Raw genomic sequence first — 16473 nt, 5'->3', positions numbered from 1 at the left:
AGGGAGACGCGCGGCGCGCCGGTCTCATTAACGAATACCGTGTACTCGCCGCTGAGCTTCTCCACCGTAATATCGGCAATAACGGACTGGCGCTCTTGCCCGGCAAACGGCGCGCCCGGACGCGGATTCAGCCCGCGTATGGCATCGGCCATCCGCTGCACCTCCTGAATCCCGGTTCCGAGGGCGTCCGCGATCTTTTGCAGCCGGTTATGCGCCAGGTCTTCCAGATGCCGCTCCACCATCAAGGCGATGGGGCCAGCTTCCATTCCGTCTCTTTGAAGCTGGAGAAGCAGGCATTCCTCCAGACTGCGGGCCGCGACCCCCGCCGGGTCGAAGCGCTGAACCAGCGCCAGCATCCGTTCCGCCTCCTGCGTGGAAGCTCCCGATAAGCGGGCATCCGATTTCATGTCCAGTTCGAGGTAGCCTCTTTCGTCCAGATTGCCGATCAGGTAGAGCGCCGTCCGGTACTCGCTGTCGGTAAGTCCCCGAACCAGTCCCAGCTGCCTCTTCAAATGCTCATAGAGCGTATCGCCGGGATTCGCCACGCTGTCGAGCAGGTCGAAGGCCTGCATGTCTGAGGAAGAGGCATAGCCTTCTCCGGCGCGGCTGGCTTCGCTGTCCTCCCAGTCTTTGGGAGACACGGGCGGCTCGGCGCCATTGCTTAAATCGCTATCTTGCAGATCAATCACCGGATTGTCGTTGGCCTGCTCGCGCAGATAGGTCAGCAGCTCCGCCGACGAATACTGAAGCAGCTGAATCGCCTGCCGCAGCTCGGGCGTCATGGCCAGCTTCTGTGCCAGCTCCTGCTTAAGTCCGAATTGTATCATGTAAATGCTTTCAACTCCTTCCGGAACAAAAACGGCGGCTGCTGGGGAGGAAGATCGGTCTTCTCCTGCCGCGTGGAGAAAGGCCAGCCGTATTCCGCGATATTTAGGATAATCCGCCAGACGGCTGATCCTGTTTCGCTGGCCATCCCTACACCTATATCTCCATTTTTGTGAATTTAGAACCGGATGCACATTACATTTGTCACAGTTTCGCCAGAGATTTTTAAGGTTCCCGGAAAAGATTTGTAATAGAGATTCCCCCGTGGCTCCGATATACTTGAAACGAAAGCAAGCGCTTCATTCTAGGAACGGCTCAGTCCGGAGGTGCAAAAGGTGAGAAGAATCGACAAGATTTTGGAGTACATTGCCGAAAAAACAAGGGGATTTCCCGAGGATGCGCTGCTTCAAAGCGAAGGGATTACGGCTGCGGAGATCGCCGCCGACCAGAACATGCTCAGAAACAACGTGAGCAAGGAATTAAATGAGCTCCTCCGCGCCGACCGGATTATTAAAATCAAGGGAAGACCGGTGAAATTTCTTCATAAGCAGACCATTGAGGAAATGTTCCGCATTCATCTCAAGGAGAAGCAGATCGAGGTGAACAGCCTTGGCGAAATCCTGCAGACCGGGGAGCAGGAAGACCCTTTTTATTCCCTGATCGGCTTCAAGGGCAGCATGCGCAATCAGGTGGAGCAGGGCAAAGCGGCCATTTTGTACCCGCCAAGGGGTCTGCATACGCTTATTGTCGGCCAGACGGGGGTCGGGAAGACGATGTTCGCCAAATTGATGTACAACTACGGCAAGCATATGAAGCGGTTCACCGAGCAGGCGCCTTTTATCGTGTTCAACTGCGCCGACTATTACAATAATCCGCAGCTGTTGCTGTCCCATATCTTCGGTCATGTGAAAGGAGCGTTCACCGGAGCCGACCAGGAGAAGCAGGGACTGGTGGAAAAGGCCGACGGCGGCATCCTCTTCCTGGACGAAATTCACCGTCTGCCGCCGGAAGGCCAGGAGATGATTTTCTATTTCATGGATACCCATACGTACAATAAATTGGGCGAATCGGAGCGCAAGCGCAGCGCGAATGTGCTGCTCGTCGCGGCGACGACGGAAGATCCGGGATCATCCATGCTTAAGACCTTTATCCGGCGCATCCCGATCACGATCAATATCCCTCCGTTTCAGGAACGGATGCCCTCGGAACAGCTGCGTATCCTGAAGCACCTGCTGGAGAGCGAGGCCCTTCGCGTCAACAAGCCGATCCGGGTCGAGTCGGAGGTCGCGAAGGCATTGATCGGAAGTGTCACCTACGGCAATATCGGGCAGCTCAAATCGAATATCCAGCTCGTCTGCGCCAAGGGATTTCTGGACAGCATCCGCGAGAACAGGGACGACATCGGACTTGACTTCAAGGTGCTGCCGGGCAATATCCGGGAAGGATTGTTCAACATTGGCAAGAGTCGCAGGGAAAGCGAGGAACTGGAGTCCATCTCCTCCCAGCTCTACATTACTCCGGAAGGGAGCCACGCTGCGGAAGAAGATGTGCTGGAGCCGCCGTTTAATCTCTACAAGCTGATTGAGGACAAGATAAGCCTGTTGAAAGACGAGGGTCTTGACGACAGCTATATCAATAAATTTATCACGACGGATGTCAATATCCATATTAAAAGCTTCTACAACCGTTTCTATAACCAGAAAGGCAGCAGGGAGCGGATTCTCAAAATTGTGGACAGGGAAATCCTCGAATTTGCTGACCAGGTCAAGCTGCTGGTTGAGCAGGAGCTGAACCGGAAATACAGCGACCGGTTCGTCTATGCCTTCAGCCTGCATCTAAGCGCGTTCCTTAAGCGAATCCGGGAGAAGAAATATGGCGGCAAGCCCGTCTATGATCCCGTTGACCCCAATGATGAAGAATACAAAATGGCGCTTACCATCAAGGACATGATTGAATCCGGCTTTGGCATAAGCGTGCCGGAGGCTGAAATTACGTATGTGGCGATTCTGCTCAAATCGGTGGAGGAGGAGCGGAAGGGCAATGTCGGAATTATCGTCGCCGCGCATGGCAACAGTACGGCAAGCAGCATTGTCGGCGTGGTTGACAGCCTGCTCGGAACCTCCGGCATTTGCGCGGTGGACATGCCGCTTGATGTCAGTCCAAGAGAGATTCTGGAGATTATTCTGGGCAAGGTTCAGAGCATTGACAACGGCAGAGGCGTGCTGCTGCTGGTGGACATGGGCTCCCTGCTCAGCTTCGAGGCGGCGATTATGGAGCGGCTCGGAATCAAGGTCAAGACGCTCGATATGGTGTCCACGCCGCTGGCGCTTGAGGCCGTCCGGAAGGCCAGCCTTCTGGATATGGAGCTGGAGGACATCTACCGTTCGCTTAAGGACTTCAGAGGCTACAACAACCTGGAAGCTTCGACCGGCGCGGTTCTGGACAATAAGGTCATCATTACGGTCTGCTCATCCGGCAAAGGAGCGGCGATCAAGGTCAAGGAATTTGTGGAGAAGATCGTCTACGACCTGACGCAGAAGAAAATAGCTGTGATCCCGGCAAAGGTCAGGGAGCTGGACAAGGTGATCAAGGAGCAGCAGGCCAAGCAAACTGTGCTGGCCGTGATTGGAGTCAAGCGGCCGGCAGACCCCAACGTTCCGTTCATTCCTCTGGAGCAGCTGATCGACGCAACCGGCGAGGAGCTGCTGAGAGAGCTGCTGCTGAACCATGAGCTGCCCGTCGTGCAGGACAATCAGGGAGTGGTGATCAAGGATTTATGCGAGGACAGCCTGAAGGAATTCCTGACCTACCTGAATCCCCACAAAATACTGGGTTCCCTGATGAGCTTTGTCAAGGAGCTTGAACGCGGGCTGCAGACGGAATTCGAATACGCGATGAAGGTTCAACTCGCAATTCATACGGCTCATGCGCTGGAGCGGATGGTCATTCACGACGGGCTGGTCTACCGGGGGGAGACGGCGATGCTCGATCCTCATATGATGAATGCGGTGAATCAGGCGTGCGCGATCTTCTCTTCCGGTATCAACCTGTCACTGTCGGACGATGAAAAATATTATATTTGCGAAATGCTCGGTGATGTATATAAAACGGACCCGCTATCGGGGCAAAGTGTATGAAGCGTTTTCATTTGTGTATGAAGACAATAAATCCGAAAGGAATTTTCATTTTTTTTCGGGCGAAAATCCCTGGCGCAGCCGGGGATTTTTATATTTTGCCGAGGGTTCTGCCCTTCATACAGAAGTTTGGCACGAGTCTTGCATTCTAAATATATAGCGAAAGGAATTGAGGGGGTGAAGCAATGATAGGCGTAATTGTAGGCACGCACGGGAAATTTTCCGAGGAGCTGCTGAGGTCCACAGCTATGGTCTTCGGCGAGCTGGAGAACGTAGCCGGTGTGACGTTTGAACCCGGTGAAAGCGTTAACGGACTGGTCGAGAAGTTCAAAGCGGCGCTGGAAACGCTTGAGTGGAGCGACGGCGTAATTTTTCTGGTGGATCTGTTCGGGGGCAGCCCCTATAACGCGGCCAGCCGGATTGCGGCGGGTTATGAGAATATGGACATCGTATCCGGAGTCAACCTGCCGATGATCGTCGATGTTATGGTTAACCGGTCGACGGAGCAATTGGGGGAGCTGGCCGAGCTGGCGATCCGCGCAGGGCAGGATTCAATGAAATCGTTCCGCAGCATAAGAGACAGCCAAACTGAGGAGGAATTGTAAATGGAAATTTCATTTGTTCGCATCGATGACCGGTTGATTCACGGCCAGGTGGCCACTGTATGGGTGAAGGAAACGAAGTGCAACAAAATTATCGCGGTCAGCGATGAAGTGGCGGCCGATACCTTGCGGAAGACGCTGCTCCTTCAAGTCTCTCCTCCGGGAATCAAAGCCTACGTTGTGACTATCGACAAAGCGATCGAGGCGTATAACAATCCGAAATATGCGGATTTCAAGACCTTGTTTCTCTTCACGAATCCGACAGATGTGCTGCGCGTAGTGGAAGGCGGGGTGCCGTTCAAATCGGTGAATGTCGGCGGCATGTGCTATAAGGAAGGCAAGACGCAGATCACGGGCGCAGTCTCCGTGGATAGACAGGATGTCGAGGCTTTCCGCAAGCTCCACGAGAAGGGCATCGAACTGGAGATCCGCAAGGTCGCCAGCGATCCGAAGGTGAATTTGATTTCCAAATTGCAGGATTTCCGGTCGTAGGATAAGAAAGGGGGTTATCGCATGAGTACATTTGAACTTATTATGGTTACTCTGGTCGCGGCGATATGCGGCATGGGCAGCGTGCTTGACGAAGGCCAGACCCATCGGCCTCTGATCGCGTGTACGCTGATCGGCCTGGTTCTGGGCGATGTCAAGACCGGGATCATTCTGGGCGGGACTTTGGAGCTTATGGCCCTGGGCTGGATGAACGTCGGCGCTTCCATGGCTCCCGACGCGGCGCTGGCCAGTGTGGTTTCCACGATCCTCGTCATTGTCGGGCATCAATCGATAGGGGCGGGTATTGCCGTCGCCATACCGATTGCCGCCGCCGGCCAGGTGCTTACGATCTTTGTCCGGACGATCACCGTATTCTTCCAGCATTTGGCGGATAAATATGCGGAATCAGCGAATTTCAAGGGAATTGAGCTGTGCCATTTTATAGCGCTGCTGCTTCAAGGCTTGCGCGTTGCATTGCCCGCTGTTCTGGTAGCGGTTGCAGCGGAAACGGGACTGGTTACGAGCCTGCTGAATTCCATTCCGGAAGTCGTGACGAGGGGCCTGCAAATCGCGGGCGGATTCATCGTCGTCGTCGGCTATGCGATGGTCATCAACATGATGTCCGCCAAATACCTGATGCCGTTCTTCTTCCTGGGCTTCGTCGTTGCCGCCTTTACGGGCATCAACCTGGTCGGCTTCGGTATTGTCGGCGCGGTCCTGGCCATCCTGTACATCCAATTGAATCCGAAATACAGCGCGCAGAGCGCTGCGGTGGAAGAAATTGACGAGCTGTAGCAAGCTTCCGAGAAAGAGGGGATTATACAATGGAAGATAAGAAATTGACGAAAAAAGATTTGAACAGCATGTTTGTGCGCTCCTGGTTCCTGCTTGGCTCGTTCAACTTTGAACGGATGCAGTCCATCGGCTTCTGCGTCTCGCTGATTCCGGCAATCAAGCGGCTCTACAGCAAGAAAGAGGACCAGAAGGAAGCCTTGAAGAGACATCTGGAATTCTTCAATACGCAGCCGTTCATCTCGGCCCCGATCATGGGGGTAACGGCCGCGATGGAGGAGCAGAAGGCCAACGGCCAGCCCATTGACGACGCTACGATCAGCGGGGTGAAGGTCGGCCTGATGGGTCCGCTTGCCGGTGTGGGCGACCCGATTTACTGGGGAACCCTCCGGCCGGTTCTGGCGGCGCTCGGCGCATCCATCGCCCTGACCGGCAGCATCGTGGGTCCGCTCCTGTTCTTCCTTCTCTTTAACGTTTGCCGGCTGGCAACCAAGTGGTACGGCCTGAAATACGGTTATGAGAAAGGTACGGAGATCGTGTCCGACATGTCGGGCAACCGGCTGCGCAAGCTGACGGAATCGGCCTCCATATTGGGGCTCTTTGTTATGGGGGCGCTGGTGTCCAAATGGACCAGTATCAACGTGCCGCTGGTGGTGTCCCAATATACGGGTGCGGACGGCAAGGAAGTCATCACTACGGTTCAGATGATTCTCGATCAGCTGATGCCCGGACTGCTTCCGCTGCTTCTGACCTTCCTGTGCATGAGACTGCTGAAAAAGAAAGTGAATGCGATCGCCCTTATTTTTGCTTTATTTGCGGTAGGCATTATCGGGTATTGGCTTGGCGTATTGGCATAACGCGTACAGACTGACCGCCGGATTCCGTTGGGAACCGTTCATGAGCAGGCCGTCCAGGAGCATCATCCTGGATGGCCTGCTTGAATTTTTGAGGCGGCAGAACTCCGCTATGGCATATCTTTGCGGAACCCGGATGTGTTTTTTCACAATATGTCTTAAACTGGAGTCATAATCACAATCTAGAAAGAGAGCTATTGCACGAATGGAAGATGCCTTGATGTAGCCTCGGGGAGGAAGTATGGAGAAGCTGCTGGAAATGATTGCGGAGGAGTTGCTGGATCGGCTGGAGCTGGAAAGCGTACATCCGGAGGACCCGATTCAGGTCCGGAATGTTCCAAGGCCCTGGAGGCTGCTGGGATCGGGAAATTATGCGGCGGTGCTCTGTCACCCCGAATACGATAAATATGCGGTGAAGATTTATGCGCCCGGAAGGCCGGGGCTCGAAGAAGAAGTGGAGGTATACCGCCGTCTTGGCGCTCATCCGGCCTATTCGGAGATGTACTATGCGGGCCCTGATTTTCTGGTGCTCAAGCGGCTTAGGGGGGTCACCTTCTATGACTGCATCAAGCGGGGCATTCCCATCACCGATCAGGCGATCCGCGATATTGACGAGGCGCTGAGCTATGCGGTTTCACGGGGGCTGCACCCCCACGATGTCCATGCCAAAAATGTAATGACCCAGGACGGGCGCGGCCTGATTGTGGATATCTCGGATTTTCTCAAGCAGGAGGACTGCACGATGTGGAACGACCTCAAGAAAGCTTATACCCGGTTGTACAGGCCGCTTGCGTCGCTTTGGCTGTTTCCGGTGCCCCGTCCTGTTCTGGAAGCGGTGAGGAAAGGCTACCGACTGTGGAGGCGCAGACAGAGCTGAGACAAGGGCTATGGCGGCCGGGATGCCAAACAAGAAAGGCAAGCGGCTGCGAACCGCAGTTTCCGGGTTTCATGAAGCCAATTTAGGTTGCCCCGCCAGAAGCGGGGTTATTTGCGCTGCGATTTTTCACTCCGTTAACTTTTTTCCGAAAGTTTTACCTTATCCTGAGTTTCCGGCGGTCTTCGTTTTACATATACGCCTTACACTGGCAGAGGGTTGTATTAAGACACGTTGCCAATACATAAAGGAGGCATCGCCATGAGCGAGCTTGATAATCGGCTCCGTCTTCCTGCCGGAACAAGAAGAGCTTCGGCAAGAGCCGGCCGGCGTACGGTTTCGTTAAAAGCGCTGAAAGTGCGGGAAAATATGCTTGCCTATGCCTTTCTGGCGCCATCGCTGCTCCTGTTCGGAGTGTTTATGTTCTATCCTCTGCTGCGGTCGGTCTATCTCAGCCTGTACAGCACGGACCCGGCAGGGAGAGTGGCCTCATTCGTCGGACTCCGGAATTTCACGTCATTGTTTGCCTCCGGGCTGTTCCTGGACGGCATACGTGTAACCGCGCTGTTCGCGCTTCTCACGGTTCCGGCAGGGCTGCTGATCGCCCTTGTGCTTGCGGCTCTTACCCATAATCTGCTGAGAGGCAAGCGGCTGTTCCAATTCGCATTCTCGCTTCCTATGGTGCTGTCCGTGGGTTCCGCGGCCGTTATCTGGAAGTTTCTGTTTCATCCGTCGCTCGGGATGCTGAACTACGGACTGGAGCTGGCCGGAATTGCGCCGGTGCCCTGGCTGACCAGCCCGAAGTGGGCGCTGCTCTCCGTCTCGCTCATGACCGTCTGGATGAATCTGGGGTTCAATTACATCGTGATTTCCAGCGGAATGCAGGGTATTCCGGATGACATGTACGAGAGCGCCAGGATCGACGGTGCGGGGCCGATGGCGATGTTCCGCAAAATTACGATTCCGCTTCTGTCCCCGACGCTGTTCTTCGTGCTTGTCGTATCCATCATCAGCGCCTTTCAATCGTTCGGGCAGATTAATATTTTGACCCAGGGCGGTCCGATGAACAGCACCAATGTCTTTGTCTACTCCATTTACCGGGAGGCCTTCGTCAATTTCCGGTTCGGAACCGGCAGCGCCCAGGCGCTACTCTTGTTCGTGGTTATCATGCTCCTTACCCTGATTCAGTTCAAGTGGGTGGAAAGGAAAGTGCATTATCAATGAAAAAGCATATCGCCGGACAAGCAGCCGTCTATCTCATCCTCGCCCTGGCTGCCGTATTTGCGCTCTATCCGGTCGTGTACAGCTTCTTTCTGTCCGTGATGAAGCCGGAGGAAGCGAGCGCCTTTCCGCCGTCCATTGTGCCGCATTCGTTCAATCCGGCCAACTTCTTCGAAGTGTTCGAAATCGTGCCGATTGCGGCCTTCATCGGAAATACGTTTCTCGTATCCGGCATCGTTATGGTCGGTCAGCTCATTACGGCGAGCCTTGCGGCTTACGCTTTTGCCAAAATGGAGTTTAGGGGCAAGGGCTTCATCTTCAGCCTGTTCGTCGCCTCGATGATGGTTCCCTGGGAAGTGACGATGATCCCGAATTATTTGACGGTCCGCAGCCTGAACTGGCTCGATACATATCAGGGGCTGACGGTTCCCTTTCTGGCGACGGCGTTCGGTACCTTCCTGCTGCGGCAGTTCTTCCTTCAGTTGCCGAAGGAGCTGTTCGAAGCGGCGAGAATGGACGGCTGCGGGCATATCCGCTACTTTCTGCGGCATGTGCTGCCGTTGTCCCGGCCTGCGATCGGCACCCTGGCGGTGTACTCCTTCCTGAATATGTACAACTCCTACCTGTGGCCGCTGCTGATTACGAACAGTGAAATGATGCGGACGGTGCAGATCGGCATTTCCATGCTGGAATTTCAGGAATCGACGTCGTGGAATCTGGTGTTTGCCGGAATTACGCTCGTAATATTGCCTTCCTTGCTGCTGCTTGTATTCGGGCTGAAGCAGCTGGTGCGGGGCATGTCGGCCGGAGCGCTGAAGGGCTAGAAGGCGCGGCCAATGGAAGAAATCAGCTGCTTGATGCAGATGATCCATAGATCCACAAAGAGGGATAGCCGAAAAGGAGAGGTTAATGAGATGAAGAGGTTTGGCTTTGGAAGACTGCGTTTCAGACGCGGGATGATTCTGGTGCTCGCTGTGTTTATGGCGGTTGTGACGGGCTGCGGAGCGAATTCGGGCGCTGGCGACAATACCGGAGCGAATAATACATCGTCTAACAACGAAAAAAGCGGAGATAGTGGCGCGGTTAGCGCTTCGGCCGCACCGGTGAAAATCACTTGGTGGCACTCCATGTCCGGCACCGGGGAGAAAGCGATCAACAAGATTGCGACCGATTTCAACGCAAGTCATCCCGGGATTCAGGTAGAAGCGGTCTACCAGGGCAAGTACGACGAGAGCCTGAACAAGCTGAAGGCTTCGCTCGGGTCGGACAGCGGCCCGGATCTGATGCAGGTGTATGAGATCGGCAGCAAGTTCATGATCGACTCCAAGATGATTACTCCCGTACAGAAGTTTATCGACGAGGATAACTTTGACCTGTCCTCCCTGGAGCCGAACATCACCCGTTATTATACGATCGGCGGCAAGCTGAACGCGATGCCGTTCAATACGTCGAATCCGATTCTGTATTACAACAAGGACGCCTTCAGAGCAGCCGGACTCGATCCCGAGAATCCGCCCAAGACCTTCGAGGAATACGAGGCGGCCGCCAAGGCGCTCAGCAAGAACGGCAAGCCGGGAGCCGCAATCGCGATTTATGGATGGTTCATGGAGCAGCTGTTCGCCAATCAGAATGCCGAGTACGTGAACGGAGGCAATGGCCGCGACGCGGCTGCGACGGAATCGCTGCTGGCTTCGGACGCCGGCGTGAAGACGCTGGAGTGGTGGAAGAAGATGGTCGATGAGAAAGCTGTCGCCAACCTTGGACGCGATACGGATGACACGGACAGCGCCTTTGCCGCCGGGCAGGTGGCGATGACCCTCAATTCGACGGCCGCCTTGCGGAAGATGGTGGATGCGGTAGGAGGCAAGTTCGAGGTGGGCACGGGCTTTCTTCCGAGACCGGAAGGCGTCAAGGAAGGCGGCGTTGTCGTCGGCGGAGCCAGCCTGTACATTATGAACAACAAGCCGGAGGAGCAGCAGAAGGCCGCCTGGGAGTTCATCAAGTACGTCGCTTCCCCGGAGGTTCAGGCGGAATGGAGCGTAAGCACCGGCTACTTCCCGATTACGAAGGCCGCGTACGACCAGCAGGTCCTGAAGGACAACATGGCCAAATATCCGCAGTTCCAGACCGCAGTCGATCAGCTTCATGCTTCAAGCGCCTCGAATGCCACATCGGGAGCGGTGATGGGCATCTTCCCGGAAGCCCGCCAGATTGTGGAAGGCGCCATTGAGGAAGCGCTGAACGGCCAGAAGGCGCCGAAGAAGGCGCTGGAGGATGCCGCAGCGCAGATCACCGACAAGCTGGAGCAGTATAATGCCACTGTAAAATAATATAAGGACCCGGAAGATTTGGCCGCCAGGCTGCCTGATAAGGCGCTTGGGGGCCATTTGTTATTTTTTTGTGAAGAGGAGAGCATGAATATTTTTGTGTAAGCGCATCCAAGGTGCGGTTGATCTAATTTTATTGTTGAATGATGTCGAAGAAAGAAGAGAGAGAGTTTACCCAAACCACGAAGATTCCGAGGGGAGGTCTGCCGTCTTGACTACCATACATAGCATGGTTTACGTAGCGATTGTCATTATGGCTTATTTTATTGTGCGCCTGTACATGAAGCAGATGAGAGACGCCAAAAAGCTGCTGGAGACCGAAAAGAAGTACAATGAGCAATTGCGCCTGTACCTGAATGTCATCGAGCAATCGCCGCTTTCCATCGTGATAACCGATACGCACAGCCGGATTGAATACATCAACCCTTACTTTACGGAGGTCACCGGGTACAGTATGGAAGAGGTGGTCGGCCAGACGCCCGGGATTCTCAAGTCGGAAGAAACCTCGCCGGAAACCTATTGGAATATGTGGAGGACCATCAGCAAGGGCGACAAGTGGCAGGGGGAATTCGTCAACAAGAAGAAGAGCGGAGAGAAGTATGCGGAGGCCGTTATCATCTCTTCAATCAAGGACGATAACCAGAGGATCACACATTATGTGGGGATTAAAGAGAATGTCTCCGAGTATAAACGTATAAAAAAAGAGCTTTCAGACCAGCTGTACTTTACCTCGCAGCTGATTGACACCCTTCCCTATCCGTTATTTTATTTGGATGTAGAGGGTTATTTCCTTGGCTGCAACGCGGCCTATGAGCAGGCGTTCAACGTGAAGCGGCTCGAATTGACCGGTCTGCACACGAGGCACTTGTCGCATTTGCCCCGGGAAAGCTACGAGGAGCTGGACGATATGAGACAGGAAGTGACCCGGAACGGCCAGCCATCCCAAAGGCAGCTTAAAAGACAGTTTGCCGACGGTCAAGAGCATGACATTCTCTATTCCCTGTCGGCCTATCATTTGTCGGATGGCACCGAGGGCGGGTATTTAGGCATCATGATGGACATCACCGATCTGAAGATCAAGGAGAAGGAGCTACTGGAGAGCCGGAATTTTCTCGATGTCATCATCAATCATATTCCGGTGATGGTCTATGTCAAGGACGCGGAAGACCTCAAGATCTATAAAGCGAATCAGGCCTGTGCGGACTTCCTTGGACGGTCCCCCGAGGAAATGAAGGGCATGAGCGATGCCGAGCTGTTCCCGCAAGAGGTGGCGGCAAAACTGAACGCTACGGACCGAAAGGTGCTGGAGCACAGGCAGACCGTGAACGAGATCGAAATTTTGCCGGTTGACAGCGAACAGGGCACGCTGCGTTATGTCCATGCCTCCAAGGTGCCGATTCTGGATGCCGATGGCAATGTCATCTTTCTTCTGGGCGTCTCCGAGGACATTACCGAGCTGAAGCAGAAGGAAAGCGAGCTTAAGCAGGCGCTGTACATGGCGGAAGAGGCGACCGCCGCCAAATCCGAGTTTCTGGCCAACATGAGCCATGAAATCCGGACGCCGATGAACGCCATTATCGGACTGGCCCATCTGGCGCTCAAGACCGAGCTTAGTCCGAAGCAGAGAGACTATCTGTCCAAAATACATAATGCGGGAACCTCTTTGCTTGGCATTATCAACGAGATTCTGGATTTCTCCAAGGTAGAATCCGGCAAGCTTGAGCTGGAGGTTACTGAATTCGAACTCCCGGAGGTTATTACCGATGCCGTGGCCCTCTCCAGCCAGTCCGCCTACGACAAGGGCCTGGAGCTGATGTATTACACGCCGGCCGATGTTCCGGTGACTCTTGCCGGCGATCCGCTCCGCCTTCAGCAGGTTCTGACCAATCTGGTAAGCAATGCCGTCAAATTCACCGAGAAGGGCGAGGTTGTCGTCCGGGTCGAGCAGGTCCGGCGTATACACAACCGGGTGAAGCTGAAATTCAGCGTACGCGACACGGGGATCGGGCTTACTAAAGAAGCGGAAGCAAGGCTCTTCCAGGCGTTCACGCAGGCGGACAGCTCCACCACGCGCAAATTCGGCGGAACGGGTCTCGGGCTGGCTATCAGCCGCAAGCTGGTCGAGATGATGGGAGGAAACCTGTGGGCGGAGAGCAAGCCGGGTGAAGGGAGCACCTTTGCGTTCACCGCATGGTTCGGCATCAGGAAGGCGGGCGGCTCCTCGAACCGTGAGGTGCCCAAGGAGATGAGATCGCTGCGGATGCTGGTCGTTGACGACAATCGGGCCGCAAGGGAGCTTCTCGTTAAGAATTTGCAGGATTTCAATTTCAGCGCATCCGCCGTATCGTCCGGAGAAGAAGCGATTCTTGCTCTTGAGGAAGCGGATGAGCATGCGCCTTACGATCTTGTGTTTCTGGATTGGGAGATTGAGGGCGAATATGGGCTTGAAACCGCCAGAAGGATCAAAAAGCATGCGGGGCTAAAAGTGATTCCCGCAGTTATACTCGTTACGGCGTTCGGGAAGGACGTCTCTTTGAAGCAGGCTGATGTTGCGGATTTGGACGACATGCTGGTCAAGCCCGTCAATCAATCCCTGCTGTATGATACGATCATCAATTTGTTCGCGCCGCATAGCGGGGAGCTTCCTCTGCCCTCAAGCGTGAACGAGAAGGACTACAAGCTGGAGGGCTTAAGAGTTCTGCTGGCCGAGGACAATGAAATCAATCAGCAAATCGCCGTTGAGCTGCTGAAAAGCCAGGGAGTGGAGACGGAGGTTGCTTCAAACGGGGCCGAGGCCGTCCGGATGCTCGGGGAGCTGCCGGAGTCTTATTTCCAACTGGTGCTTATGGATATGCAAATGCCGCTCATGGACGGATTTGAAGCCGCAAGAAGAATCCGGGAGCAGGGCCTGGAGCTGCCGATCATCGCCATGACGGCCCGCACGATGCCGGAAGAAAGGGAGAAATGTCTGGCGGCGGGCATGAACGATCATGTGTCCAAGCCAATCGACCCCGATATTCTGTTCAGCATCATAGACAAATGGACCCCGGAGGATGTGAAGGGACGGTCTTCGCAGTCGGCGCAAGGGGATACCGGTCCAGAACAAGGCCTTGAGGCGCCGATCCTCCCGCAGCTTAATGGAATCGATACAGCAAGCAGTCTAAAGCGGACGGGCAACAACGAGAAGCTATACATCAGTCTGCTGCGGAAATATGCTGACAGCCACGGGAACACGGTGAGGAAGATCAGGGAGGCCGTCAATCGGCAGGATTTCGGCGAGGCGCACAGACTTGTCCATAACTTGAAGGGCGTATCCGGCAATATCGGCGCTTTGGAGGTACAGAGCCTGTCGGATGAAATCGGCGGATTACTGTCCGGGGGCTGGGCCGGGGAGGAATTGGCGCCGCTTCTTGAGCGGCTTGAGGCCGCCGTCATCGGCATATCGGAGGAAATCCTTTCCGCATTAGAAGGAATTTCAAGTTCCGGTGCCGAAGCAGAAGGGAACATGCCTCCTCGCCGGCTGGTAAAGCAGGAGATCGGCCGGCTGCTCGGTCTGCTGAAGGACAGTGACAGCGAAGCGGTGGACTATTTCAATGCGGTGAAGGATCAATTAAAGGCATGGATGGAGCCGGAGGATTGGCGCGGAATGGAGCAATCGATGGGGATATTCGACTTTGAAGAAGCGATTGACCGGATTGAAAGGGTGGCAAGGAGCAGCAATCTGTGCATTGAGGGTGATGAGAATGCTTGACCTGAGACCCGTTATTTTAGTTGTGGACGATACGCCTGACAACATTGCTTTACTTAGCGGCCTCCTGAAAGAGTGGTACAAAGTGAAAATCGCCACGAACGGCGAGAAGGCGCTCGCGGTAGCCAGGTCCGCGCCGCCCGATTTGATTCTGCTGGATATTATGATGCCGGTCATGGACGGTTACGAAACATGCCGGCGGCTCAAAATGGATAAGGAGCTTGAAGATATTCCGGTGATCTTTCTGACCGCCAAGGAAGAAGCGGAGGATGAGAACAAAGGCTTCGAACTGGGAGCCGTTGACTATATTACCAAGCCGATCAGCGCTCCCGTTCTGTTGTCGAGGGTCAGGACGCATTTGACGCTCAAGCGGTCCAACGACTTCCTCAAAGACAAGAACCATTTCCTGGAGACGGAAATATCGAGGCGGATCAAGGAGATTTCGCTCATCCAGGAGGTGACCATCATGTCGATGGCCTCCCTTGCCGAAATCAGGGATGTGGATACCGGGAACCATATCCAGCGGACGAAGATGTATATCGAGGAGTTGGCCACCCAGCTTGCCCGGACGCCCAAATACAGCGGGGTCTTGAACCGGGAGACGGTCGACCTGATTGTCACCTCGGCTCCGCTCCATGATATCGGGAAGGTGGGCATACCGGATCATATTCTGCTGAAGCCGGGGAAGCTGACCCGGGATGAGTTCGAAATTATGAAGACCCATACCACCTTGGGCAAAGAAGCGATCTTGCGGGCGGAGCAGCTGATGAACAAGAAAGAGACCTTTTTCCGGTATGCGAAGGAAATTGTATATTCCCATCATGAGAAATGGGACGGCACAGGGTATCCCGAAGGACTGGCTGGAGAGAGCATTCCGCTTTCAGCGCGGCTGATGGCCGTCGCCGACGTCTATGACGCGCTTACGAGCAGGAGGGTATACAAGGAAGCCATGTCCCATGAAGAGGCGGTGGAGATTATCACGGGGAATGAGGGCAAGCATTTCGACCCGGATATCGTCCGGGTATTTCTTGGCTGCCAGCGTAAATTCAGAGAAATTGCCGGCATGTATCAGAACGAGGAAGTGCATTAGCGGCAGATAAAGAACGGATTTGATTTACCGGACTAATCATAATGAGGAGGCTGTTCACTTGAACGAAGTGCTGTCAACGCTGGCGAATCATCGCTCTTATCGGGACTATTCACGGCGGCCTGTGGAGCAGGAAGTATTGGAGAAAATAATCCGGGCGGCGCAGGCGGCTCCTTCATGGATCAACGGGCAGCATGTGACGATCATTTCTGTGCGGGACGAGGAGCGAAGACGGGAGCTGTCCGTGCTCAGCGGGAACCAGAAGCATGTCGCCGGGGCGCCGGTGTTTCTTGTGTTCTGCATGGATTTTTACCGCGCCAAGCTGGCCGGAGAGATCGAGAAGATCCCATTCGACGCGGAACGCGATGTGGACGCGCTGCTGACCGGAGCAACGGATGTGGGCATTGCGCTGGAGGCGGCGATTGTCGCGGCGGAGTCTCTGGGCCTTGGCATCATTCCGATTGGCGGAGTCCGGCGGAATACGCGCGGGGTCATCGAGCTTCTCCAGCTGCCGAAATAT

General features: G+C 54.7%; 13 protein-coding genes. 12 read left to right on the top strand and 1 reads right to left on the bottom strand.

What is annotated here, in order from left to right; genetic code table 11:
- Positions 1 to 827 (bottom strand): RNA polymerase factor sigma-54 (locus L692_RS0124520; protein WP_025702572.1); only part of this gene is annotated, 827 nt, incomplete at its 3' end.
- Positions 828 to 1160: 333 nt separating this feature from the next.
- Between L692_RS0124520 and L692_RS0124510 the strand changes: the two genes are divergently transcribed.
- The 12 genes from L692_RS0124510 to L692_RS0124450 all read left to right on the top strand — a co-directional run.
- Positions 1161 to 3962, top strand: a complete 2802-nt coding sequence (locus L692_RS0124510; protein WP_025702571.1) for a sigma-54-dependent transcriptional regulator — start codon at positions 1161 to 1163, stop codon at positions 3960 to 3962.
- A 182-nt stretch (positions 3963 to 4144) separates the two neighbouring features.
- Positions 4145 to 4564 (top strand): PTS sugar transporter subunit IIA, encoded by a 420-nt coding sequence (locus L692_RS0124500; RefSeq protein WP_025702570.1) that lies wholly within the window; start codon positions 4145 to 4147, stop codon positions 4562 to 4564.
- The gene (locus L692_RS0124495; protein ID WP_025702569.1) at positions 4565 to 5053 is read left to right on the top strand and encodes a mannose/fructose/sorbose PTS transporter subunit IIB; all 489 of its coding nucleotides are present in this window, start codon (positions 4565 to 4567) and stop codon (positions 5051 to 5053) included.
- A gap of 21 nt (positions 5054 to 5074) precedes the next feature.
- Entirely contained in the window at positions 5075 to 5845 is a 771-nt protein-coding gene (locus L692_RS0124490; protein WP_025702568.1) for a PTS mannose/fructose/sorbose transporter subunit IIC, read from the top strand.
- A gap of 29 nt (positions 5846 to 5874) precedes the next feature.
- On the top strand, positions 5875 to 6699 hold the full coding sequence (gene manZ / locus L692_RS0124485; protein ID WP_025702567.1) for a PTS mannose transporter subunit IID: 825 nt from the start codon (positions 5875 to 5877) through the stop codon (positions 6697 to 6699).
- A 238-nt stretch (positions 6700 to 6937) separates the two neighbouring features.
- Positions 6938 to 7573 carry a serine/threonine-protein kinase gene (locus tag L692_RS0124480; protein WP_025702566.1) on the top strand — a complete coding sequence of 212 codons (636 nt, stop codon included), beginning with the start codon at positions 6938 to 6940 and terminating at the stop codon, positions 7571 to 7573.
- 258 nt (positions 7574 to 7831) lie between these two features.
- Positions 7832 to 8794, top strand: coding sequence for a carbohydrate ABC transporter permease (locus tag L692_RS0124475; protein WP_025702565.1), 963 nt, complete (start codon positions 7832 to 7834; stop codon positions 8792 to 8794).
- The gene (locus tag L692_RS0124470; RefSeq protein ID WP_025702564.1) at positions 8791 to 9615 is read left to right on the top strand and encodes a carbohydrate ABC transporter permease; all 825 of its coding nucleotides are present in this window, start codon (positions 8791 to 8793) and stop codon (positions 9613 to 9615) included. Before L692_RS0124475 ends, L692_RS0124470 begins: the two co-directional genes overlap by 4 nt.
- 90 nt (positions 9616 to 9705) lie before the next feature.
- Complete coding sequence (locus tag L692_RS0124465) at positions 9706 to 11121, top strand: ABC transporter substrate-binding protein (RefSeq protein WP_376717956.1); 1416 nt, start codon at positions 9706 to 9708, stop codon at positions 11119 to 11121.
- 208 nt (positions 11122 to 11329) lie between these two features.
- Positions 11330 to 14869: a PAS domain S-box protein gene (locus tag L692_RS30100; protein WP_156940573.1), complete on the top strand. Its 3540-nt coding sequence runs from the start codon at positions 11330 to 11332 to the stop codon at positions 14867 to 14869.
- The gene (locus L692_RS0124455) at positions 14862 to 15956 is read left to right on the top strand and encodes a response regulator (RefSeq protein ID WP_198027825.1); all 1095 of its coding nucleotides are present in this window, start codon (positions 14862 to 14864) and stop codon (positions 15954 to 15956) included. The genes L692_RS30100 and L692_RS0124455 overlap by 8 nt, the downstream gene beginning before the upstream one ends.
- Before the next feature lie 67 nt (positions 15957 to 16023).
- The coding region (locus L692_RS0124450; RefSeq protein WP_232238858.1) for a nitroreductase family protein at positions 16024 to 16473 on the top strand (450 nt) is incomplete at its 3' end.

The organism is Paenibacillus forsythiae T98 (assembly GCF_000520735.1).
GTDB classification, from domain to species: domain Bacteria; phylum Bacillota; class Bacilli; order Paenibacillales; family Paenibacillaceae; genus Paenibacillus_AQ; species Paenibacillus_AQ forsythiae.
The sequence above is the reverse complement of the archived record's forward strand: the minus strand, read 5'-3'. Positions and strand labels throughout refer to the sequence as shown.